General features: G+C 64.7%; 19 protein-coding genes. 13 read left to right on the top strand and 6 right to left on the bottom strand.

Annotated elements, in window-relative coordinates:
* Nucleotides 1–2: 2 nt before the first annotated feature.
* From G3N58_RS23895 to G3N58_RS23880, 4 genes are all read right to left on the bottom strand, one after another.
* Nucleotides 3–1,373, bottom strand: coding sequence for an MFS transporter (locus tag G3N58_RS23895; RefSeq protein WP_206000376.1), 1,371 nt, complete (start codon nt 1,371–1,373; stop codon nt 3–5).
* The gene (locus tag G3N58_RS23890; protein WP_206000375.1) at nt 1,370–2,758 is read right to left on the bottom strand and encodes an MFS transporter; all 1,389 of its coding nucleotides are present in this window, start codon (nt 2,756–2,758) and stop codon (nt 1,370–1,372) included. Before G3N58_RS23890 ends, G3N58_RS23895 begins: the two co-directional genes overlap by 4 nt.
* A 205-nt stretch (nt 2,759–2,963) precedes the next feature.
* A complete protein-coding gene (locus G3N58_RS23885; RefSeq protein ID WP_167040383.1) occupies nt 2,964–4,055 on the bottom strand; it encodes a porin in 1,092 nt (363 codons plus the stop codon).
* Nucleotides 4,052–4,309: a hypothetical protein gene (locus G3N58_RS23880; protein WP_167040385.1), complete on the bottom strand. Its 258-nt coding sequence runs from the start codon at nt 4,307–4,309 to the stop codon at nt 4,052–4,054. Before G3N58_RS23880 ends, G3N58_RS23885 begins: the two co-directional genes overlap by 4 nt.
* Before the next feature lie 79 nt (nt 4,310–4,388).
* Here G3N58_RS23880 and G3N58_RS23875 point away from each other — a divergent pair, with 79 nt between their 5' ends.
* The 12 genes from G3N58_RS23875 (at nt 4,389) to G3N58_RS23820 (ending at nt 16,875) form a co-directional block, all read left to right on the top strand.
* Nucleotides 4,389–4,967 carry a UbiX family flavin prenyltransferase gene (locus G3N58_RS23875; RefSeq protein WP_167040387.1) on the top strand — a complete coding sequence of 193 codons (579 nt, stop codon included), beginning with the start codon at nt 4,389–4,391 and terminating at the stop codon, nt 4,965–4,967.
* A gap of 202 nt (nt 4,968–5,169) precedes the next feature.
* A complete protein-coding gene (locus tag G3N58_RS23870; RefSeq protein ID WP_167040389.1) occupies nt 5,170–6,357 on the top strand; it encodes an FAD-dependent monooxygenase in 1,188 nt (395 codons plus the stop codon).
* 65 nt (nt 6,358–6,422) lie between these two features.
* On the top strand, nt 6,423–6,959 hold the full coding sequence (locus G3N58_RS23865) for a VOC family protein (RefSeq protein ID WP_167040482.1): 537 nt from the start codon (nt 6,423–6,425) through the stop codon (nt 6,957–6,959).
* Nucleotides 6,956–8,311, top strand: coding sequence for a fumarylacetoacetase (gene fahA, locus G3N58_RS23860; RefSeq protein WP_206000374.1), 1,356 nt, complete (start codon nt 6,956–6,958; stop codon nt 8,309–8,311). Before G3N58_RS23865 ends, fahA begins: the two co-directional genes overlap by 4 nt.
* A 3-nt stretch (nt 8,312–8,314) precedes the next feature.
* Nucleotides 8,315–9,079, top strand: coding sequence for an alpha/beta hydrolase (locus G3N58_RS23855; RefSeq protein ID WP_206000373.1), 765 nt, complete (start codon nt 8,315–8,317; stop codon nt 9,077–9,079).
* 111 nt (nt 9,080–9,190) lie between these two features.
* On the top strand, nt 9,191–9,994 hold the full coding sequence (locus G3N58_RS23850; protein ID WP_206000372.1) for a xanthine dehydrogenase family protein subunit M: 804 nt from the start codon (nt 9,191–9,193) through the stop codon (nt 9,992–9,994).
* A gap of 27 nt (nt 9,995–10,021) precedes the next feature.
* Nucleotides 10,022–10,483, top strand: coding sequence for a carbon monoxide dehydrogenase subunit G (locus G3N58_RS23845; protein WP_167040397.1), 462 nt, complete (start codon nt 10,022–10,024; stop codon nt 10,481–10,483).
* Between the two features lie 33 nt (nt 10,484–10,516).
* Nucleotides 10,517–11,026 (top strand): (2Fe-2S)-binding protein, encoded by a 510-nt coding sequence (locus G3N58_RS23840; protein ID WP_167040399.1) that lies wholly within the window; start codon nt 10,517–10,519, stop codon nt 11,024–11,026.
* Nucleotides 11,023–13,374, top strand: a complete 2,352-nt coding sequence (locus G3N58_RS23835) for a xanthine dehydrogenase family protein molybdopterin-binding subunit (protein ID WP_206000371.1) — start codon at nt 11,023–11,025, stop codon at nt 13,372–13,374. Before G3N58_RS23840 ends, G3N58_RS23835 begins: the two co-directional genes overlap by 4 nt.
* Nucleotides 13,364–14,089: an enoyl-CoA hydratase/isomerase family protein gene (locus G3N58_RS23830; RefSeq protein ID WP_206000370.1), complete on the top strand. Its 726-nt coding sequence runs from the start codon at nt 13,364–13,366 to the stop codon at nt 14,087–14,089. The genes G3N58_RS23835 and G3N58_RS23830 overlap by 11 nt, the downstream gene beginning before the upstream one ends.
* Before the next feature lie 45 nt (nt 14,090–14,134).
* A complete protein-coding gene (locus G3N58_RS23825) occupies nt 14,135–15,700 on the top strand; it encodes a UbiD family decarboxylase (protein WP_206000369.1) in 1,566 nt (521 codons plus the stop codon).
* A gap of 239 nt (nt 15,701–15,939) precedes the next feature.
* Entirely contained in the window at nt 15,940–16,875 is a 936-nt protein-coding gene (locus G3N58_RS23820) for a LysR family transcriptional regulator (RefSeq protein ID WP_167040405.1), read from the top strand.
* Between the two features lie 117 nt (nt 16,876–16,992).
* On the opposite strand, the gene G3N58_RS23815 is transcribed toward G3N58_RS23820, so the two are convergent.
* Nucleotides 16,993–18,021 carry an XdhC family protein gene (locus G3N58_RS23815; RefSeq protein WP_206000368.1) on the bottom strand — a complete coding sequence of 343 codons (1,029 nt, stop codon included), beginning with the start codon at nt 18,019–18,021 and terminating at the stop codon, nt 16,993–16,995.
* 231 nt (nt 18,022–18,252) lie between these two features.
* A complete protein-coding gene (locus G3N58_RS23810) occupies nt 18,253–19,860 on the bottom strand; it encodes a hypothetical protein (RefSeq protein WP_206000367.1) in 1,608 nt (535 codons plus the stop codon).
* A 786-nt stretch (nt 19,861–20,646) separates the two neighbouring features.
* On the opposite strand from G3N58_RS23810, the gene tssF reads away from it, so the two are divergent.
* Entirely contained in the window at nt 20,647–22,377 is a 1,731-nt protein-coding gene (gene tssF, locus G3N58_RS23805; protein ID WP_346778291.1) for a type VI secretion system baseplate subunit TssF, read from the top strand.
* Nucleotides 22,378–22,470 lie beyond the last annotated feature (93 nt).

The following is a 22,470-nucleotide window of genomic DNA, read 5'->3' as shown; positions in this document are numbered from 1 at the left end:
GGTCACGCAATCGACCGGCCCATCACGCGCCGCCGGTTCCAGCCGAGCCACACCGCCAGCAAAGCGATGAAGACGAAAATGCCGGACACGTTCGCGAAGAGGCTCGCAACCGGCAGATTCATCGCCAGCAGCACGCCGCCGAGCACGGACCCGATGACCGACCCCAGCTTGCCGACGCCGATCGCCGAGCCGACCCCGGCCGAGCGCAGCAAGGTCGGATAAAGCATGCCCGCGACCGCATAGAGCGCGAACTGGCTGCCGATCACGCAGACACCACTCGCGAACGACGCGGCATACAGCCAGACAGCCGGCATCGGCATGCCCAGCGATACGCACACCGGCAAACCGAGCAGCGCGAGCAGCAGGATCACGGCAACGCCGTAGCGGTCCACGTAGCGGCTCAGTGCGAGCGCGCCAACCGTGCCGCCGACCGGAAACATCATCGCGGCCTTCGCCGCGTGAGCCGCCGGCAGCGCGCTCATGCTGAACAGGATCGGCAGCCAGTTCTGCAAAAACTGCAACGCTAGCGAATTCAGAATGAAAAGCGCCCACAGCAAAGGCGTCACGGAAACGAGGCCGTTGCCGAACAGCGCAAGCGGCGTCGCCCGGATACGCTGTTCGTCATGGACGAGGTAGCGCGCGTGCGGACCAGGGTCGGCGGCGCCCGAACCGTCCGAACCGAGACGGCGCACGATGCGGGCGATCTCCCGTGGGGCGCGTCCGTTGAGAATCAGAAAGCGGATGGACTCCGGCAACACGGCGAACGACACGACGGCCACTGCGACGGCCGCCACTCCGCCAAGCTCGAAAAGAACCGGCCAGCCGAAACGCGGCAACAGCCACGACGCGATCGCGCCGCCACCGCCGGCGCCTATCGAGAAGCCCGAAAACATCAGCGTGATCCATGTCGCGCGGCGCGCCTTGGGCGCGTATTCGGAAACCAGCGCAACGGTATTCGGCACCACGCCGCCCATGCCGATGCCGGCCAGAAAGCGCAGTACGGTCAATTGATCGAGCGAGGTCGCGAAGCTGCACGCAAAGGTCAGGATGCCAAACCACAGCGCGCCGTAGATGATCGTCAAGCGTCGTCCGATGCGATCGCCCATGAAGCCGAGCAGTAACGAGCCCACCAGCACGCCGGCGAGACCGTAGCCGAAGACATGGCCGAATTCCGCGGGCTTGACGTGCCACGCGTGAATCAGCGTCGGCGCCGCATACGCCGCGGCAACCTGATCGTAGCCGTCGATCAGCACGATCAGAAAACACCATGCGATCAGGCGCAGCGCAAAGCCGCGCAATCTTTGCTGCTCGATGAGGGCCGAAACGTCGATAGCGCGCCCGGTCTGCGGGACCGTTCGTGAGAGGCCGTTCATCGCGAATCGCCGAGTGCCGAACGCATCTCCTTGACGCGCGCGTCCTCTTGCTTGTGCTCGTCGCCGAATCGCGCGCGATACAGCACTGCGAGCACGGCCGAGAAAATCGCCGCGACGAGGAACAGCCCGGACGCGGCGTAGAACATCCGCGCAATCGGCAGATGCATCGACAGCAGAATTCCGCCGATTACGGGCCCCGATACCGAGCCGATCTTGCCGACCGAAATCGCACTGCCGACGCCCGCCGAGCGGAACGACGTCGGGTAGATCATGCCGGCCACCGCATACAGGCCATATTGCGCGCCGACCACGCAGAAGCCGGTCGCAAACACGGCGAACATCAGCCACGCCTCGGACATGCCATGACCGAGGAAGGCGACGACAGGACAGCCGATCGCCGGCAGGGAGATGATCGCGAGCACGCCGTGACGGTCGACGAAACGGCACAGGATCAAGCCGCCGAGCACGCCGCCCACCGAGAACATCGTCGTGATGAGACCGGCGCTCTGCGGATTGATGCCGACGCCTTCCATCAGGATCGGCAGCCAGTTCTGCAGAAAATACAGCGCCATCGAATTGACGATGAAGACGATCCACAGGAGCGGCGTGATCGCACGCAGGCCGTCGGAGAAAATCAGCTTCAGCACGAAGCGCTTCTTTTCCTGCACTTCGCCGGGTACGAACAGCGCGTCGGCCGGCAGCGCAAGCTCGGGACGCAGGCGCGCAACGAGCTGGCGCACCGTTTCGTTGCTGCGCCGGCGCACCACCAGCAGCTTGGCCGACTCCGGCAACATCACCGCCAGCAGCAGCGCGACCGCGAGCGAGCCGATACCGCCCACCACGAACATCACGGGCCAGCCATAGCGATGAATCAGCGCGGACGAAACGATGCCGCCCGACCCCGCGCCGATCGAAAAACCGGAGAACATCAAGGTCACCCAGGTGGCGCGCAATCTTTTGGGCGCGTATTCGGCGACCAGCGCGACCGAATTCGGCACCACCCCGCCCATGCCGAGCCCGGCAATGAAACGCAGCAGCATCAGGTCCTGCAACGAAGTCGCCCAGACGGACAGGAGCGTCAGCGCGCCGAAGAACAGGCTGCCCGACACGATGGCGCGCTTGCGGCCGAAGCGGTCGCCGAAATAGCCGAAGATGAACGAGCCGATCAGCGTGCCGAACAGCCCCGCGCCGAAGACCGCCCCGAAGCCGCCGCGCGCGACATGCCACTCCTTGACGATGGCCGGCGCGGCGAACGAGACCGCGGTCTGATCGTAGCCGTCCATCAGCATGATGAGGAAGCACCAGAACAGCAAGCCGATGGCGAAACGTCCTGTCTTCTGCTCTTCGATGAGTGTCGAGATGTTAAATGTACGGTCTGCTTGCATGTGCGTTCCAAAATGCCGGTCAGACGGCGGCGCTGCCGCGCGCCGCCCCTCTGTTCTTACTTCCCGTCGACGCCATCGCCGGGAGCCTCAATATACGGCCCGCGAGCGGGCGGCAGAATCAAAAAATCCCGATGATCCCATCGAAATAGCTGAAGAACGTTGCACCGCGCGGCCTGCCCGCCAGATGGCCGGCGCGCGCGACGCGTCAAAACATCTGATTGATACCGATGCGCCCCACCGTCTGCGCACTCGAACTCGACGTCTGGTAACCGAACTGCTGCGCGTGGGCATTCGGGCCCGACGCGCGCTGCACGCCGACGCCCGCGTAAATCTGCGTGCGCTTGGACAGGTAGTGCGTGAGAAACAGGTTGTACTGGTTGTACGTGAGCCCGTCGAACATCGAGCGGTTATACGAAATGCCGAGGATGTAGAAGCGCTTGCCGCCGCTCAGGTCGATGTTGACGCCGGCCTGGTAGTTGCGCTCCGAGATCGAGCCCTGCGAGTTTTCGAGCTTCACGTCGGTGAAAGTAAGGTGCGGCACGAAGTAGCCCACCGCAACGGAGCCGCCGAGCGCAATCGTGCTGTAACGATCGGCGTTGAACAGCGTGCCCGGCTTGAGCGTCTGCCCGAGCACCGAGGTCACGCCGAAGATACCGTTCAGATCGGCGGTGCGGTCGTGCGACATCGAATACGCCGCGCCCAGTTTCACCGCGCCGTTTTCGTAATGCGCGCCGATGCTGTACTGGCGCCCGTCGCTGAAATTCGGCTGGTTGCCGAAGCTGTTCATCACGCCGGCCTGGAAGCCGCGGTAATTGATCGTTTCGTAGCTGACGGAATTGTCGAGCGCCCGCGTGTTCGCGAGCCCGTCCAGATTGCCGACCGTATAGAACGACGAGATGCCCGGCACCGAGTTGTTCAGCGCGCCCACGTACTGGTACACGTAGTCGGGAATGTGCCCGAGGCTCAGCGAGCCGAAGCGGTCGTTGCTGATGCCGACGTACGCGTCGCGGTTGAAGAAGCTCGTCGGATTGATCTGCGCGCCGGTGTTGGTCAGAAAACCCGATTCGAGCCGCGCAAACACCGTGTTGCCGCCGCCGATGTCTTCCTTGATCAGGAACCCGAAGCGGTCCGGCGTGCGCTTGCCCGCCGACTGCTGATACAGATGCGACCCGTGCGAATTCGAAACGAAATCGACACCCACATCGACGCTGCCGTACAGCGTCACCGATGATTGCGCGAACGCCGGGCACCCCAGCACGAACGCACAGCTACCCAACAACAAGCTCGTCGTTTTCAAAAAATGTCTCCAATGTCTTTCTTATCGCCGACCGCCTGTTTGCGGACCGATCCCCACCTGGCCTGCGCGCGGGCCCGTTCGCCGCGCGCCTGGCTGTCTTTAAGCTGCCTTGAGTTACCTTTACGCCAGAGGTTGCCGAGAGTGTAGCCAATGGATTCAGGCTTTTGAATCGTGAATTCTTTATCAATCCATCGAACAAAACGAATAAAGTCTTTAACGATCGGTAAAAACACCAGGAGAGCGCGATTAATCAATGCGCGCGCTTCTATTAGATGAAACCCGGTGCTAACATCCGCCGCGTCGAGATTATGGATTGGCGTTCGGGAGACTCCTATGAATGGGAAAGGCATGCCGCCGCGGCGCATGGTGGTCGGAATCAGCGGCGCCTCGGGCGTCATCTACGGCGTGCGGCTGCTGCAGCTTCTGCGCAAGCTCGAGATCGAAACCCACCTCGTGATGAGCCGCTCGGCGCAGGTCACGCTGGCCCACGAATCGGACTACAACGTCGCCGACATCCGCGCGATGGCGAGCGTTTGCCACTCGAACACCGACATCGGCGCGTCGATTTCGAGCGGCTCGTTTCCGGTGCTGGGCATGATCGTCGCGCCCTGCTCCATCAAGACCCTCGCGGAAATCAGCACCGGCATGACGAGCGGCCTGCTCGCGCGCGCCGCCGACGTCACGCTGAAGGAGCGCCGCCGTCTCGTGCTGATGGTGCGCGAAACGCCGCTGCATCTGGGCCATCTGCGCAGCATGACGGCCGTCACGGAAGCGGGCGCGATCGTCTATCCGCCCGTGCCCGCGTTCTACGCGAACCCCGAGTCGCTGACCGACATGGTCGACCACACGCTCGGCCGCGTGCTCGACCTGTTCGGGCTCGACAGCGCGACGGTGCATCGCTGGGGCATGTAAGCGCGCGGCCGGCTTATCGCCGGCTGTGCGCGAATTATCAAAATTCAGTGATGATTCATTCGGATTAATTTGCTTCTTTCGCGCGATTCGCTGGATTAAAGTAATTCCCGATTTCAGCGGATTTACCACTGACAAATATTATCGATTGCCTGATAGGCAATTTCGATAAGAATCGCCCATTACGAAAAGGTCGAATCGTCGAATGAAGATAGTTATTGCAGGCGCCGGTATCGGCGGATTGACGGCCGCCGCCGCGTTATTGAAAAAGGGTTTCGACGTCACGGTGTTCGAGCAGGCCCAGGAACTCAAGGAGATCGGCGCCGGCGTGCAGCTGAGTCCGAATGCCACGCGCGTGCTGTATCAGCTCGGCGTGGGCGATGCGCTCGACGGGCTCGCGTGCGAACCGCTCGGCAAGCGCGTGCGTCTGTGGAACACCGGCCAGAGCTGGCGTCTGTTCGATCTCGGTACTCAATCGCGGGCACTCTACGGCTATCCGTACTTCACGCTGCATCGCGCCGACCTGCACCAGAAGCTCGCCGATGCGGTCCGCGCGCTCAAGCCCGACGCGATCCGCCTCAATCACAAGGTGGAAAGCTTCTCGCAACAGGACGGCAAGGTGCGCGTGCAGGCCGTCGGCGGCGAAACCTGCGAAGGCGATCTGCTGGTCGGCGCGGACGGCGTGCATTCGCGCGTGCGGCGCGCGTTGTTCGGTCCCGACGAACCGGTCTTCTCCGGCGTGATGGCATGGCGCGGCGTGATCGACGCGAGCAAGCTGCCCGAGCATCTGCGCGAGCCGTACGGCGCGAACTGGGTCGGCCCGGGCGCGCACGTCATCCACTATCCGCTGCGCGGCAACAACCTGATCAATTTCGTCGGCGCCGTCGAGAAGTCGGGCTGGCAGGTCGAATCGTGGTCGGAGCGCGGCACGCTCGAAGAATGTCTCGGCGACTTCGCGGGCTGGCACGACGACGTGCGCACGCTGATCTCCGCGATCGACATTCCGTACAAGTGGGCACTGATGGTGCGCGAGCCGATGCCGCGCTGGAGCCTCGGCCACGCGACGCTGCTCGGCGATGCCTGCCACCCTACGCTGCCGTTTCTCGCGCAGGGCGCCTGCATGGCGATCGAGGACGGTTATCTGCTCGCGCGCTGCCTCGAACGCCATGCGCGCGACGTGCCCGCGGCGCTGCAACGCTACGAGGCGCTGCGGCTCGAACGCACCGCGAAAGTCGTGCGCGGGTCGGCGGCCAATGCGACGCGCTTTCACAATCCGCAGCTCGCGCACGCGGAAGGCGCGGCCGCGTATGTGGACCGCGAATGGAGCGAGGAGCGCGTGAAGGAGCGCTACAACTGGCTGTTCGAATACAACGTCGACACGCTCGAAGTTTGATCCGCACGGGCGCCGCCTCCGACGCGGCCCCGTACGACCCCGCCCAACAAGGAGACACCGTGTCCATCGCCCCTACTCGCCCGGCGCCCGTGCTCGGCCTGCATCACTTCGCCTGGCGCTGCCGCGACGCCGAGGAAACGCGTCACTTCTACGAAGACCTCCTCGGCCTGCCGCTCGTCCATGTGATCCGGCTCGACCACGTGCCGAGCACGGGCGAATACTGCCCTTACGTGCACCTGTTCTTCGAAATGGCCGACGGCTCGAACATCGCCTTCTTCGATCTCGGCGACGCCACGGCCGCGCTGCCGTCGCCGAACACGCCCGCGTGGGTCAATCACATCGCCCTGCGGCTCGGCGCGCCCGAACAGCTCGAAGCGATGAAGGCGCGCCTGCTCGAGCACGGCATCGACGTGCTCGGCGTGACCGACCATCACTTCGTTCGCTCGATCTACTTTTTCGATCCGAACGGCTTGCGTGTCGAACTGACGGTGCCCGTCGCGCCCGCCGAGGAACTGGCAGGCTATAGAATGCGGGCCCGGCCGGCGCTCGACGCCTGGACCGCTGAAAAGAACCAGGCCGTTCCGGAGACACGCGGCGCATGAGCACGCTCAATTTCACGCATGATCCGGCGCGGCACAGCTGGATCGAATCGGCGAATGCCGCCGACACCGATTTCCCGATCCAGAATCTGCCGTTCGGCACGTTCGAGCGCGACGGTGAACAGCGCACCGGCGTCGCGATCGGCGATCGTGTCGTCGATCTGCGCGCGCTGCAGCGTATGGCGCTGCTCGACGGCGACGCGGCGCTCGCCTGCGCATCCGCCAGCGAGGCGACGCTCAACGCATTGATGGCGCTCGACGCCCGCCATGCGAGCGCCCTGCGCGGCGCATTGTCGAACCTGCTGAAACACGACGCACCCGCGCGTGCGCGGCTCGAAGCGTCGCTCGATGCGGTGCTGCCGCGCATGAGCGAGGTGACGCCGGCGCTGCCTTGCACGATCGGCGACTACACGGACTTTCTGACCTCGTTGCATCACACCGAGCGCCACGGCCGCTACAAGGGCCTCGCCGTGCCGCTGCCGCCCGCCTTCAAGTCGCTGCCGATCGCCTATCACGGCCGCGCGTCGTCGCTGCGCGCGAGCGGCGGCGAGGTACGGCGGCCGCACGGCCAGTATCGCGACGCGCACGGCAACGTGTGCTTCGGGCCCGCGCCGATGCTCGACTTCGAACTCGAACTGGCCGCCGTGATCGGACGCGGCAACGCACTGACGCAACCCATTCCGCTCGACGAGGCACGCGCGCATATTTTCGGCTACTGCCTGCTCAACGACTGGTCGGCCAAGAGCATTCAATGGTTCGAGCAGGTGCTCGGACCGTTCCTCGGCAAGAGTTTTCATTCGAGCGTGTCGCCGTGGATCGTCACCGAGGAAGCGCTCGCGCCGTTTCGCAAGGCCCCGCCTCGGCGCGCGGCCGACGACCCCGCGATCCTGCCGCATCTTCACGGCGCACACGACCAGCAGCACGGCGGCCTGCATCTCGAACTGTTCGCGCATCTGTCGACGGCGGCCATGCGCCGCGAGCGCATCACGGCGGCGCGCATCACGCAGACTCACCTCGACAATCTGTACTGGACGTTCGCGCAGATGGTCGCGCATCACACGAGCAACGGCTGCAATCTGCGCACGGGCGACCTGCTCGGCAGCGGCACGATTTCAGGCGCGAGCGATGCCGCGCGCGCCTGCCTGACCGAACTGAGCGAAGCGGGCAAGCAGCCCATCGCGCTGCCGGGCGGCGAATCGCGCATCGAACTCGAAGACGGCGACGAGATCGTGCTGAGCGCGCGCGCGAGCGCACCGGGCGCCGTATCGATCGGCTTCGGCGAATGCCGCGGACGCATCGCGCCGGCCTTGCCCTACCCTCAACCGGCAGACGCCGCCGCGCACGGAGCGCACTGAATCATGACGACGCTCAACGGTTTCACGCAATTCGGCGACGGTCCGCATAAAGTCATCGTGCTGAACGGCTGGTTCGGCAGCTCGGTCGACTGGCACGCGCTCACGCCGGCACTCGATCCCGAGCGCTTCGGCTACGCGTTCTTCGACTATCGCGGCTACGGGCTGTCGCGCGAGATCGACGGTGCCTTTAGCTTCGACGAAGTCGCCGGCGACGTGCTCGCGCTCGCCGATCATCTCGGCTGGCCGCGCTTCAGCCTGATCGGCCATTCGATGGGCGGCATGGCGATGCAGCGCGCCCTGCTCGCCGCGCCGGAACGCATCGTGAAGATGGCCGGCGTATCGGCGGTGCCCGCGTGCGGCTCGCGCATGGACGACACGCGTCTCGCGATGTTTTCCGCCGCCGTCGACGACATCGCGAAGCGCGCGGGCATCATCCACTTTTCGACGGGCAGCCGGCACGCGGCGCGCTGGAGCGCCAATCTCGCCCAGCAATCGCAACGCGAGTCGCGGCGCGAAGCGTTCGCCGCCTATCTGCCGCACTGGGCCACCGGCGACTTCGCCGCGCAGATCGAGGGCAACCCGACGCCCGTGAAGCTGTTCGTCGGCGAACACGATCCGGCCATCACCGTGGACCTGATGACGCGCACGTGGCTGAAGTGGTATCCCAACGCCACGTTGGAAAGCTTGCCCAATGCGGGACACTATGCGATGTACGAAGTGCCGGTGGCACTCGCCACCGCACTGGAGAACTGGCTCGCCGAGCCCTAACGAACGAACCAACGAACCAACGGACCGCCCATGCGGCAGTCAGGCATGCCCGTACGGACGCAGCGACGAACTGACGGACCAACGAACGACGGGCATGCCGCAGGAGACACTATGTACGACACCACCTATCTGCGCGCGACCTCGCTGGCCGAGGCGGTCGGCTGGCTGCGCGAGCATGACGAAGCGCGGCCGCTATCGGGCGGCATGACCCTGATTCCCACGCTCAAGCAGCGCCTCGCGGCACCGTCGCATCTGATCGATCTCACGCGGATCGACGCGCTGCGCGGCATCGAGGTGCGCGGCGACGTCCTGCGCATCGGCGCGCTGACCAAGCATGCCGAAGTGGCGGGTTCGAACATCGTGCGCGAGGCGATTCCGGCGCTCGCTCATCTGGCGAGCCTGATCGCCGATCCGCAGGTGCGCAACCGCGGCACGATGGGCGGCTCGGTCGCCAACAACGATCCCGCCGCCGACTACCCCGCCGCCGTGCTCGGTCTGAACGCGCACGTCGTCACCTCGTCGCAGCGGCGCATTCCCGCCGACGCGTTTTTCATCGACACGTTCGAGACCGCGCTCGCCGCCGACGAACTGATCGTCGCGATCGAGCTGGCGATTCCACGCCGGGCCGCCTATGCGAAGTACCGGCATCCGGCGTCCGGCTACGCGGTGGCCGGCGTGTTCATCGCGCAGTACGACGACGCGGTCCGCGTCGCCGTGACCGGCGCGGGCGCCTCGGTGTTCCGCTGGTTCGACGCCGAGACCGCGTTGCAGCAGAACCTGGCGCCCGCGGCGCTCGAACCGCTGTCTGTCGAGCGCGACACGCTGCCCGACGACGACAACGCGTCCGCGTCGTATCGCGCGCATCTGATCGAAACTTATACCCGCCGCGCATTGCAGGCGCTGCTCGCGTCGTAACGGCGCGCGCTCATCGAGGAGACAAGGATGGAATTCACCGGATCGCAAACCATCGCGGCATCGCGCGAACAGGTATGGCAAGGACTCAACGACGCAGCCGTGTTGCAGGAATGCGTGCCTGGATGCGAGTCGTTCGAGGCCGATAGCGAAGACCAGTACAAGGCGGTCGTGGTGGCATCGGTCGGGCCCGTGAAGGCGCGCTTCAAGGGCACACTCGAACTGTCGGAGCGCGACGCGCCGAACGGCTACCGGATCGTCGGCCAGGGCGAAGGCGGCATCGCGGGCTTCGGCAAGATGACCGCCACCGTGACGCTCGCCGATGCAGAAGACGGCACGCTTCTGACCTACGTGGCCGAAGCGCAGGTCGGCGGCAAGCTGGCCCAGATCGGCTCGCGCCTCGTCACCTCGGTGGCAAACAAGCTCGCCGCCGAATTCTTCAAGCGTTTCAACGCGACGATGAGCGCGGCCAGCCAGAACGCCGGCCAATGAGCGCTCCTCAAGCACAGGAAACACAGGTGAACCATGGTTGAAGTCCAATTGCAGGTCAACGGCGCGGACGTCCGGCACGAGGTGCCCGACAACACGCTGCTGGTCGAATTCCTGCGCGAGCACTTGCGCCTGACCGGCACGCACGTCGGTTGCGATACGAGCCAGTGCGGCGCGTGCACGGTCCATCTCGACGGTCATGCGGTCAAGTCCTGCACCGTGCTCGCCGCACAGGCGAGCGGCGGGCAGGTCGTTACGGTGGAAGGTCTCAATGCGCAGTGCGGCGGCAAGCTGCACCCGGTGCAGAATGCCTTCGTTCAATGCCACGGCCTGCAATGCGGCTTCTGCACGCCGGGCATGATCATGGCGAGCGCGTTCTATCTGCGCGAGGAACCGGCGCTCGACCAGGCGAGCATCAGCCACGCGCTGGAAGGCAATATCTGCCGTTGCACCGGTTACGTGAACATCATCGAGGCGGTTCGTCACGCGGCGCGCGAGATGTACCCCGATGCGCCGTTCGCGCGCACGGAGGCACACCCGTCATGATCGGCAAACCGATACCTCGCGTCGAAGACCAGCGCTTCGTCACCGGCAACGGGCAGTACACCGACGATATCCACGTCGACGGACAGCTGCACGCGGCGTTTCTGCGCTCGCCGCACGCGCACGCGGTGCTGCGTTCGATCGACACCAGCGCGGCGAGCGAAGCGCCCGGCGTGATCGCGGTGCTGGTCGGCCAGCAGTATCTCGACGACGGCTTCCAGGGCATCGACCATGTACCGAATCCCGTCGATGCGGTCGACGCGACGAAGAAGGCCTTCCTCACCTCGCTGACGGGCTCCATCTTCAACCAGCTTCATCTGCCGCTGCCAGTCGATCGCGTGCGCTACGTCGGCGAGGCGATCGCCATGGTGATCGCGCAAACGCCGCAGCAGGCGCGCAACGCATCGGAGCTGATCGAGGTCGATTACGACCCGCTCGACGCCGTCATCAACGGCCACGACGCGCTGCGGCCCGAGGCGCCGCAACTGTGGGACGGGGCCCCCGGCAACCTCTGCTTCCAGACGCAGATCGGCGAGCGCAACGCGGCCCGCGAGATCATCGCGCGGGCCGATCACGTGGTACAGCGCGAGTTCCATCACAGCCGGCTCGTCAATTGCCAGATGGAGCCGCGCAGCGCAATCGGCGCTTACGACGCGGCCACGGATGCCTACACGCTGATCTCCGGCAGCCAGGGCGCCGTGCGCCAGCAACTGTGCCTCGCCGCCGCGCTGAAGGTGCCCACCGCGCGCCTGCGCGTGGTGTGTCCCGATACCGGCGGCGGCTTCGGGCCGCGTTCGTTCGTCTACGTCGAGCAGTTGGCCGTGCTATGGGCCGCGCGCCGCATCGGGCGGCCGGTCAAATGGACCAGCGATCGCAGCGAAGCCTTCCTCGCCGATTACCAGGGACGCGATGCGATCATTCGCTCGACGATCGGCTTTTCGAAAGACGGCCGCATACTCGCCATCGACAACGAATGGATCGGCAACGTCGGCGCGCACACGGTCTCCTATGTGCCGATGTCGAACGGCACGCGCATCATGACGACCGTCTACGACGTGCCGGTCGCCGCCGTGCACGTGAGCGCGGTGCTGAGCAACACGGTGCCGACGGCGCCGTATCGCGGCGCAGGCCGTCCCGAGGCGACGCACGTGATCGAGCGCATGCTCGATCTCGCCGCCGCCGAACTGCGCATCGACCGCGCGGAAATCCGCCGCCGCAATCTCGTGCCGCACGACAAGCTGCCCTATCGCAGTCCGATGGGCCTCACGTACGACAGCGGCGACTTCGCGCGCAACATGGCGCGCGCCCTGACGCTCGCGCAATGGGACAGCTTCGAGGCACGCCGCGCGCAGTCGCGCGCGAACGGACGGCTGCGCGGCATCGGGCTTGCCAACTACATCGAGTCGCCGGTCGGCGCGCCGCGCGAGCGCATCGAGCTGACCGTGCGCACGGACGGCAGCGTCGATATCGTGTCGGGCACGCAATCGACGGGCCAGGGCCACGAGACCACCTTTGCGCAGGTGATCGCGCATCATCTCGGCGTACCGATGGAAGCCGTCAAGCTGCGCACCGGCGACACCGCGTTCGTGAGCGTCGGCGGCGGCAGCCACTCCGACCGCACGATGCGGCTGGGCGGCATGCTGCTCGTCGATACCGCGCAGCAGATCATCGCCATCGGCAAGCAGGTGGCCGCAACGCTGCTCGACGCGGACGCCGCCGGCATTGCCTTCGCCGACGCCCACTTCACGGCGCCATCCGGCGGCAAACGGGCGAGTCTCGCCGACATCGCCCGGCACGTCGCGCAGCACGGACTGCCCGGCGACCCGTCGCTCAGAAAGCTGTACGCCTGCGCGGAGGTCAACACGCGCGTGCCCGCGCATCCGACCGGCGCGGCCGTCTGCGAACTCGAGGTGGACCCCGACACCGGCATCGTGCAACTCGTCAACTACACCTCGGTCGACGACGTCGGCCAGCCGATCAACCCGCTGATCGTCGAGGGCCAGGTGCACGGCGGTCTCGCGCAGGGCATCGGCCAGGCGCTGTCCGAAGGCTTCTACGTGGACCGCGAGACGGGACAGGTGCTGACCGGCTCGTACATGGACTACGGCATGCCGCGCGCCGGCGTGATCCCGCCGCTCAACGTCGAGCTGACGGAAGACCCGACCCACGGCAATCCGCTGCGCGTCAAAGGCGGCGGAGAAAGCGGCATCACGCCGGCCACGGCGACGATCTTCAACGCGCTGGCCGACGCGCTCCAGGAACACGGCAGCGACGAACTCGCGATGCCGGCCACGCCGAAGGTCATCTGGGAATACATTCATCGCGCACAAGGAGGCGCTCATGTCGACTGAATCCATCGCTATTCGCCGTGAAGGGGCGCTGCTCGAAGTGGTGCTCGACAGGCCCGGGAACGGCAACCTGATCGACCAGGCGATGAGCGAGGCGATTATCGCCGCCGTCACCACGCTCGACGACGAGACGAAGCTCGTGCGCATCGTCAGCAGCGGCAAGGACTTCTGCAAGGGACGCCAGTCGCCGATGCCGCCCGCCGGCGCGAAGCCGTCGGCGGAAACCTTGCGCCGCGTGGTCGCGGCTCCGCCGCTCGCGCTCTACGACGCGCTGAAGGCCGTGCGCGTGCCGGTCGTGGCCGTCGTGCGCGGCGAGGCGATCGGCGTGGGCTGCGCGCTCGCGGGGGTCTGCGACGTCACGCTCGCCGCCGACGACGCGGTCTTCCAGATTCCCGAAATGGAACGCGACATTCCGCCGACGCTCGTGATGTCGGCGCTGATCGGCCGCGTGCCCGTCAAGACGGTGGCGCATATGGTGTTGAGCCGCGCGCGGCTCTCCGCGCAGGAAGCGCTGACGGCGGGGCTCGTGAGCCGCGTCGTCGCGGCCGCCGCGCTCGACGCCGAAGCCACCGCGCTGACCGAAACGCTGCTCGGCTGCAGCGCGGTCACGCTGCGCGCCGTCAAGCAGTTCCTGCAGCTCGCGCCGGACATGTCCGACGCGGGTTCGAGCGGCTTTGCCGCCCACCTGGCGGCCACCGCGCTGTCGGCACGCTTCTGAGCGCTGCCGATCTCCACGCGCCCTCTCGCGCACAAGGACACGACATTGAGACCCAAGACCCTCATCGCTTCAACCGCGCAAGGCGCGGAGCTGCCCGACCTCGAACGCTTCCGGCTGCGGCGTTTTCTCGAATCGCTCGACGCGACGGAACTCGAACGCCATGACGAACCGGTCGATCTCGCCGACGTCGCCGGCATCATGGAAGGCAATCCGCGCGCGGTCTGGTTCGCGCAACCGTCGGGCGGCGCTGTCTCGCTGGCGGGCAGCGTGGCCGCGAGCCGCTCGCGCCTCGCCCAGGCATTCGACACGACGCCCGGGCGGCTGCTCGAAACCGTGCGCGACCGTCTGCGCACCAAAGGCAAGCTCGTCGAGGTAAGCCGCGCGCAGGCGCCCGTGCAGCAGATCGTGCTGACCGGCGACGACTGCGATTTCACGGCGCTGCCCGTGCATCTGCAACACGATCTGGACGGCGCGCCGTATATTTCGGCGTCGATCGATTTCGCCGTCGATCCCGACACGGGCTGGACCAATGTCGGCATTCGCCGGCTGATGCTGCGCGGGCGCCGTACCGCGGGCATCGACCTCGTGGCGCCGTCCGATCTGCGCGCGATCTCGATGGCCCATTCGAAGCGCGGCGAGCGTCTGCCGATCGCCTTCGCGGTCGGCACACACCCGATCGACCACGTCGGCGCGACCATGCGCATTCCCGCCGACGAACTGGAACTCGTCGCGGCATTGCGCGGCGCGCCGCTCGGCGTCGTCAAATGCGTGACCAACGATCTGCTCGTGCCGGCCGACGCGGAATTCATTCTCGAAGGCTATCTCGACGAGCGCGGCCACGCGGAACCCGAAGGACCGTATGGCGAGTTTCTCGGCTACTACGGCGGCATCAAGACGAACCCGGTCTTTCATCTGACGGCCATCACGCATCGCAAGGACGCCGTGTTCCAGACCTGCACGATCGGCGGGCGCACGATGGCGCGTACCGATACGGCGCAACTGGCCGCGCTGCGCACCGAAGTGACGGTATGGCGCGCGCTCGAAACGGCCGTGCGCGAAATCCGGGCGGTGTATGCGAGCCCGGCCACGGGCGGCATGTTCAACGTGCGCGTCGCGATGCAGCAGCGCGTGCCCGGCGAAGCGCACAACGCGATCGCCGCCGTGTTCGCGTCGCTCGCCAACGTCAAGCACGTCTTCGTGGTCGATCCCGACATCGATATCTTTTCCGACGAACAGATGGATTGGGCGCTCGCCACGCGCTTCCAGGCCGATCGCGATCTCGTGATGCACAGCGGCATGCGCGCGATGCCGCTCGATCCGTCGCTGGCCGGTGCCGCGGTGACGGCCAAAGTCGGCTTCGATCTGACGCTGCCGCTGCTGCGCCCGGGCGAACAGCGCAATCTCGAACATCGCGTGCCGACGCCGCCCGCGCTCACAGGCACGCGCTTCGATTCGCTCGAAGCCGCGCTGGAACACGGCCCCAAGCGCTTCACCGAACTGATGTCGGCGACGGGAACCCGTGACGGCCGCGAAGTTGTGCGCTGGCTCGAAGATACCGGCGCGAGGCGCGCGATCGTCCGCGACGAGGAAGGGCGATATGCGTTTGCGTGAGCGGGGGTGAGTCTGCGGGAGCCGGGTCATGTCCCTCGGGTCATGTCCCTCGGGTCATGACTCCCGGCTCATGACCCGGCTCGCCCGGCACCGCGACGCGGCGGCGGTTGCGCAACGCCCGAGCGCCACGTCGCAGGACACGCCTGCCGCGAGTCGGGTGTTGTCCCGGTCGCGGATAACCCTGCGCGGCGATAAAATCCGGGCAGCCCTATCGTGCCCTGCTTCAAGGATCGCCGCAGATGAATCTCTCCCTCAAACAACTCAAGGTCTTTCTCGGCGTGGCGAACGCATCGAGCTTCACGAAGACCGCGCAAAGCATGCACCTGAGTCAGGCAGCGCTGAGCGCGATCATCCGCGAGCTCGAAACGCAGCTCAATTGCCGGTTGTTCGAGCGCACCACGCGCACTGTCGCATTGACGGAAGCGGGCCGGCTGTTCTATCCGACGGCGATGAAAATCGTCGAGACGCTCGAGAAGTCCGTGGTCGAACTCAACGAGCTGGGCCGGCAAAAGAAGGCATCGCTGCTGCTCGGCTGCACGCCGATGATCGGCGCGAGCCTGATGCCGCAAGTGCTGGCGCGTTTCGCCGAGATCGAGCCGCACGCGCAGATCGAACTCGTCGACCGGCCGCCCAGCGAGTTGCTGAAGATGGTCGAGGAAGGCGATCTCGACGCAGCGTTCGGGATCTTCTTCTCGCAACTGTCCGGCATCGATCGCGTGCCGATTTTTCCGACCCGGCTCGTCGTCGTGTCGTCGGCGCTTCATGGTGCGAACGGCATCGGCAACGTGCCGCGCGATGGCGTGCCGTGGCGCGCGCTCGAAGGGTTGCCGCTCATCACGCTGCCGAAGGACAACCCGCTGCAACGGCTGATCGAAGCATCGCTGTCGAAGGAGGACGTGACGACAGGACGGCGCACGGTCGTCGGCCATTTGCAGACCGCTATCGCCATGGCGCACGAAGGACTCGGCGTGGCGATCATGCCTTCGTTCTGCGAACATATCTGCCGTCACTATCAGGTGCGTATCGACGCGATCCGGCCGGAAGTGGAATTTTCGTTCTATCGGATCACGCGCAGCGGCCGCGATACGCTCCCCGCTCTCGATCAATTCACGCAGATGTTCGCGGCGGCGGCCCAGTTGAGTCCGCTAGCCCAGTTCACCGATCCGGTTCATTGACGCGGAGCGCCGACCCGGTTCTCCGACCCAGTTCTCCAGCCTGGCGTTCCGGCTCGGAACTCCGGACAATGCGGCTCGCGTCAGGCGAGCCGCGCATGACCCAGACGCTTCGCATCCCTATGCGAAACACGCGGGCCCCGTTTCGGCAGGCGATGCCATGCCCCGCGTCGCTTTCGCCACCGCGACCTGCGACGAGGGCGGCATGGCGACGCCGTTCTTCACCGCCGTCACTTCCGCCAGAATCGATACGGCGATCTCGGGTGGTGTCCTGCTGCCGATATAAATCCCAACCGGCCCGCGCAGCCGCGCCAGTTCCGTCGCGTCGAGATCGAACTCCCCGAGTCTTTCGCGCCGTGCCGCGTTGTTGCGTCGCGAGCCCAATGCGCCGACGTAGAAAGCACGCGTTTTCAACGCTTCCATCAGCGCGAGATCGTCGAGCTTCGGATCATGCGTGAGCGCGATCACCGCACAACGTTCGTCGAGCTTCATGTCGAGCACGGCATCGTCGGGCATCGAACGGATCAGCGTGGTGCCGGGCAGATTCCATGCTTCCGTGTACTCTTCGCGCGGATCGCACACCGTCACCTGATAATCGAGGCCGACCGCGATGTTGCACAGGTAGCGCGACAGTTGCCCCGCGCCGATCACGAGCATCCGGTAGCGCGGTCCGTGTATCGTCACGAGACGCTGGTCGTTGCAGTCCACGCCGTCGGTCATCCTCGCGGGGCCGAGACGCGCGGCGCCCGTTGCCATGTCGAGCGTGCGCGCCACGAGACACCCCGACTCGACGGCATAGCACAGCTCGGCGATACCGCTCGCCTCCGTCAGCGGTTCGAGCACCAGTTGAATCGTCCCGCCGCACGGCAGGCCGAAACGATGCGCTTCGTCGGCCGTGATGCCATATTTGACGACCTCGGGCTTCGTCTTCTCAATACCGCGCCGGCGCACGCGATCGATCAGATCGTCCTCGATGCAGCCGCCGGACACGGAGCCCACCACGGTGCCGTCGTCGCGCACCACGAGCATCGCCCCCTCGGGCCGCGGTGACGACCCCCACGTCCTGACCACCGTCACGAGCAACGCGCGATGCCCCTGTTCGAGCCATCGCGCGCTCGATTTCAATACTTCGAGATTGACACTGTCCACTAGCGATACCTGAATCGTCGTGAATCGACGACAGGTAGTTTAATGGTCGGTTTCAACAAGGAGAAACGGGGAATATCGATCAAGCGATCGAAAATGCTGAAGAGTGGCATCGGCTATTTGCCGATCGCGGCCAGGCAAGCCGGCACTCACCCCAGACGCAGCCGCCCTGCCCTTGACATCGGGCAGCATCGGCTGCGAATGGAGCACACTGCCTGCACCTGCACGCGCCGATCAGTTGTCCGGATGATTCGCCGTGAAGCTCGTAAACGCACTGTAGGCCGGATTCAGCGGAGAACCGTTGAGCATGATGCCGTACGTCTCGTCGCCGCTATCGAGCACGTAGTACATCACGGCCTGGATATTGTGCGTCTTGCGGTTCTGATAGAACTCGCCGAGCTGCGTCGTAATGTAGTTCGCACGATAAGTCTCGGTTTGCTCCGGCCCCGTGTTCCATTCGCTGATGATGAACGGCACGCCATAGCGGGCCTTGCAGTAGATCGGCAGATCGAAGCCCGGACCCGCGCCGTCCGTGCCGATGGAAAACGCATCGCCATACACCTCGTAGTTGTGCCACGTGGTGATGTCCCAGCGCACGGTCGGATAGCCGCCGCTGCCATCGGGCTGCATGCCGTCCCACAACGCATCCGCGGCGCCGACATCGGCCACGCAAAAGTTGATGGCGCATTGCGCGGACGGCTGCACCGACTTCACGCCGTCGATCATGCCGCGCATCACGCCGCGCATCACCGGCCAGTTCGCGTTGTTGAAGTCGGATGCTTTCGTCCCGGCATAGGTGAAGCTGACCACGGTCGCGTTCTGTCTCGTCAGCTCGTTGCCGCATTCGTAGAGGGTCACGCCATACGGCTTCAGTGCGCTGGCGATCGTCCGGGCCACCGTGTAGCCCTGGCTATAAGCCGCCGACTCGCCATTCAGCAGATTGTTGTTGGCGTCGTACACCCCCTGATTGATCATCACGAGCAACGTGATGCCGGCCGACTGAAAAGCCTGCGCGAGACTGACCACCGCATTCAACTGGGTCGGATCGCTGCTGCAGCCGACGCGATAGCTGGTGCAGCCCATGCCCTTCAGAATCGACACCAGTTGTTGCGGCGTGTAGGCGTAGTCGGGGTGACCGTTCATGCCATAGAACATGCCGGGGGACTGCGTGACCGCGAGGCGCGGATCGCTGCAAGCCAGCCATTGGGCGGCGACGTCCGCATTGACGTAGTACTGGCCGCCGGTTCCGCAATGCCAAACCTTGCCGCCGTACCACAGGACGAGCGACACGTTGTACGTGTTGCCGACCGGCGAGCCGTTCCGGTAGATGGAGCCGTTGACGAGCGTCCAGATGGCGCCCGCCTTGTCGATGATGTACGGCGACGCGGGCAGCGTGGTGCCGTCGGCCGAGGTGCCGCCAAGGCGCGGATCGTTGCAGGCCACCCAGTTCGAGCCAGTCCATTGGTAGAACTGACCACCGGTTCCCTCGTGATAGATACTGCTGCCATACCACAGGACGAGCGTGACGTTATAGGTGTCCTGAGCTTTCTCGCCGTTGCGATAGACCGATCCCTGCGACAGCGTCCAGACGGCGCCGGTGTTGTCCGTGATCGACGTGGCGGGCGGAATGGAGATGCTGCTCGCGGCGTCCGCGTTCGCGCGTGTCGCCGGATTAGCCGCGGTGCCGGGAGAGTTGGCAGAACCCGATGAGCCAGGAGAAGCCGAGGCATCCGAAGTCTTGCCGCTACCGTCTCCGGATGCGCCGCCACCGCCACATGCGCTCAAAAGATAGCTTGCACTGAGTGCCGTCAGGCCGCCGATAAATTGACGTCGTTTTACCATGTGGAGTAATGTCCAAGGTCGGGAAAAATCCCGATAAAAAGGCTGAAATGTATTTGCTGAGATTCGGACCGACAGTGCAAAAAGGCTTGAGGAAATAACTCGTCAACCCTTGAAAGCGCGCTGTCCTGAAGTGCTGGGAACGCACATCTCTGATGTCCGATTGGACCGGGGCTCGCGAAAACCGCTTTTCGCGATGGTCCAGATTGACAGGTGCTGGTGCGCAAGTGCTCGCGACTACAAACTCGCGAAAACTTTACCGATTACAAAGTAAAAGTGTCATTTTACGGAAAAATATTCCCATAAACGCTGCAACCGGCGTAAATCGTACCCCGAACATGCCGAGCAGCCTAGAAAAAACGACAGTTGCATCCCAAAAAGGTTATATCTTGCTCAGAATGAAAGAGCTCGCAAAGATTCGTACTATCAACAGAGGATCAGAAGTCTGATACGCGCGAAACTTTCGGACTTCGACCCTGTATAGTCGGCGGCGGACAGCGCGGATGCAAATTGAGGATCGGTCTGTTATGGCCTATTCAATGTATTTGTGTGGCGGATGGGTAGGTGCAGTAGCGAAATTCGTAATCGAATTGAATTGAAATGAGTGAAAGAAATTCGCTGCCGGTGGAAGAGGTCATTCATTTGGATGCCTGTCATTCTCGCCGAGTTGCTTGAGCAATTCGGCAGCGGCCCGATGGCAGCAGAAGCGATCAATGCGGCGGCGCAGGCCCGACAAACGTTGAACGGGCAACCTTCGGCTACCATGGCGGCCGGAGTAAATAAAGCCGCGTGGACCACGCCGCACCCGATATGCTTGAAAAACTACGCAGCTATTACGAACAGGAACTCGGTCTGCTCGGCAACCAGCTTGACGGATTCGGCCGAAAGTACCCCCGGGCCGCCGCGCGGCTAAGTATCTCTGGTAGCGACTCCGAAGACTTGTACGTGCAACGGCTCATGCACGCGTTCGCGTTGCTCGCCGCGCGCGCTCGCCTGGAACTGGAAAACGGTGCACCGCAGTTTTCGGGAGCCCTGCTGGATATACTGCACCCGCATTACCTGCGCCCCTTTCCCGCCAGTTCTATTGCGTGTCTTGAGTTTGTCGAGCCGCCATCTGCGCCGGTTGTCATCAAGCGCGGGACACCACTGACGAGCCCCGACGGCGGGCTGCGCTTTCGCACGGCGTACGACGTAACGGCTGCGCCTTTCCGCATTGCGGATGCGCGCGTGTCTCCTGGCACGGTTGCGCCAAACCGCGCCAGCCTGTCGCCCGACACCACCCTGATTGTGTCCATTACGTTCGAACCATCGAGCGTGGGAATGGGACTCGCCGCTGCCATGCCGGGCGTCGTCCGCATTCATCTGACCGGACAACCTCAGACTGTCGCGGCACTGAGCGACACACTGCTGCTGCGCACACGGCAGGCATTCGTCGAAGCTGACGGCTCAGGACACTGGACGCCGCTCGATCGTATTCCGCTGACGGCGGCAGGTTTTGCGGCCGAAGACGCGCTACTACCCGACGACGGCCCCGCCGAATCATTCGTGCGCCCGTTGCTCGAATACACCGCCTTCCCGCAGAAGTTCGACTTCGTCGATATCAACGCCGCCGCGCTGCTGCGCTCCGGCATGACGCGCCATGCTCGTCGCCTCACCCTGCATCTCACCGCCAGCCTGCATCCCGACAGCCGCCCGGCGCAAGCCCTCGCCGGTCTGTCGCGACACCATTTCCGACTGTTCTGTACGCCTGTCGTCAACCTGTTCGAGCAGGTAGATGTGACAGCCCGGCGCGAAGAACTCCTCGTCGAATACCCGGTCGTGCCAGTGCCGCAAAAGCCTTCGACCCACGAAATCTACGCGATCAACAACGTCCGCGATGCGGTGGGCGGGAAAGTGATTCCGCCTTACAACGCACTCGCACACACGATAGCGAAACCAGGCCCCCCCGGACATTACTGGCTGAAGCGAACCGATGAATATCAGGCCCGCAACCATCCGGGTCACGAAACGTCACTGATCCTGCTGCAGGAAGACGGAAAAGCGGCCAAGCAATGCCCCGAGCAAATCCAGATCGACGTGACGTGCACCAATCGCGATCTGCCCGCGCACCTGAGTATCGGCGACCCGGCCGGGGACCTGCGCAATGAAAAGGGTTCGGTGGCGAGCCGGGTCACACTGCTGCGCAAGCCGACGCACACGTTCCGCCCGGTGAACGAGGAAGATGCGCGCATGCGCGTCATTGCGCTGACGACGCCGAATCCGACCCAACTGGGCGCCGAGGGATGGGCCGAACTCACGCGAATCCTGCGTCAATGCATGCCGCCAGGCGCGCAGGTGCAGCACGTTGATGCAGTGTCGTTTGTGCGCGGGAGAAGGTTGCAGCAGATGTTTCCCGGCAAGCCGAATTCGTCAATCGTATCGGGGCTGGAAATCACGCTCTCACTCGACGAACACGCGTTCGCCGAGCACAGCATGGCTGCCTTCATCCCGAGTTCGACAGATTCTTGCGTAAGTCTTTGATTTCGCTACATCAGGGGTAGCGTTTTTGTCCCTACAAGGCGTCGGCGGTCGGGGTTGGCAGGTTCAGTGTCTGGAAGAGCTCCTTCTGTTCAG

It is taken from the genome of Paraburkholderia sp. Ac-20342 (assembly GCF_017104985.1).
GTDB lineage: Bacteria > Pseudomonadota > Gammaproteobacteria > Burkholderiales > Burkholderiaceae > Paraburkholderia.
The sequence above is the reverse complement of the archived record's forward strand: the minus strand, read 5'-3'. Positions and strand labels throughout refer to the sequence as shown.

Excerpts from the sequence above, each read along its gene's own strand:
- fahA (WP_206000374.1), top strand. The coding sequence starts at position 6,956 with ATGAGCACGCTCAATTTCACGCATGATCCGGCGCGGCACAGCTGGATC.
- G3N58_RS23845 (WP_167040397.1), top strand. The coding sequence starts at position 10,022 with ATGGAATTCACCGGATCGCAAACCATCGCGGCATCGCGCGAACAGGTA.
- G3N58_RS23895 (WP_206000376.1), bottom strand. The coding sequence starts at position 1,373 with ATGAACGGCCTCTCACGAACGGTCCCGCAGACCGGGCGCGCTATCGAC.
- G3N58_RS23855 (WP_206000373.1), top strand. The coding sequence starts at position 8,315 with ATGACGACGCTCAACGGTTTCACGCAATTCGGCGACGGTCCGCATAAA.
- G3N58_RS23810 (WP_206000367.1), bottom strand. The coding sequence starts at position 19,860 with ATGGTAAAACGACGTCAATTTATCGGCGGCCTGACGGCACTCAGTGCA.
- G3N58_RS23830 (WP_206000370.1), top strand. The coding sequence starts at position 13,364 with ATGTCGACTGAATCCATCGCTATTCGCCGTGAAGGGGCGCTGCTCGAA.
- G3N58_RS23850 (WP_206000372.1), top strand. The coding sequence starts at position 9,191 with ATGTACGACACCACCTATCTGCGCGCGACCTCGCTGGCCGAGGCGGTC.
- G3N58_RS23890 (WP_206000375.1), bottom strand. The coding sequence starts at position 2,758 with ATGCAAGCAGACCGTACATTTAACATCTCGACACTCATCGAAGAGCAG.
- G3N58_RS23835 (WP_206000371.1), top strand. The coding sequence starts at position 11,023 with ATGATCGGCAAACCGATACCTCGCGTCGAAGACCAGCGCTTCGTCACC.
- G3N58_RS23840 (WP_167040399.1), top strand. The coding sequence starts at position 10,517 with ATGGTTGAAGTCCAATTGCAGGTCAACGGCGCGGACGTCCGGCACGAG.
- G3N58_RS23820 (WP_167040405.1), top strand. The coding sequence starts at position 15,940 with ATGAATCTCTCCCTCAAACAACTCAAGGTCTTTCTCGGCGTGGCGAAC.
- G3N58_RS23870 (WP_167040389.1), top strand. The coding sequence starts at position 5,170 with ATGAAGATAGTTATTGCAGGCGCCGGTATCGGCGGATTGACGGCCGCC.
- G3N58_RS23875 (WP_167040387.1), top strand. The coding sequence starts at position 4,389 with ATGAATGGGAAAGGCATGCCGCCGCGGCGCATGGTGGTCGGAATCAGC.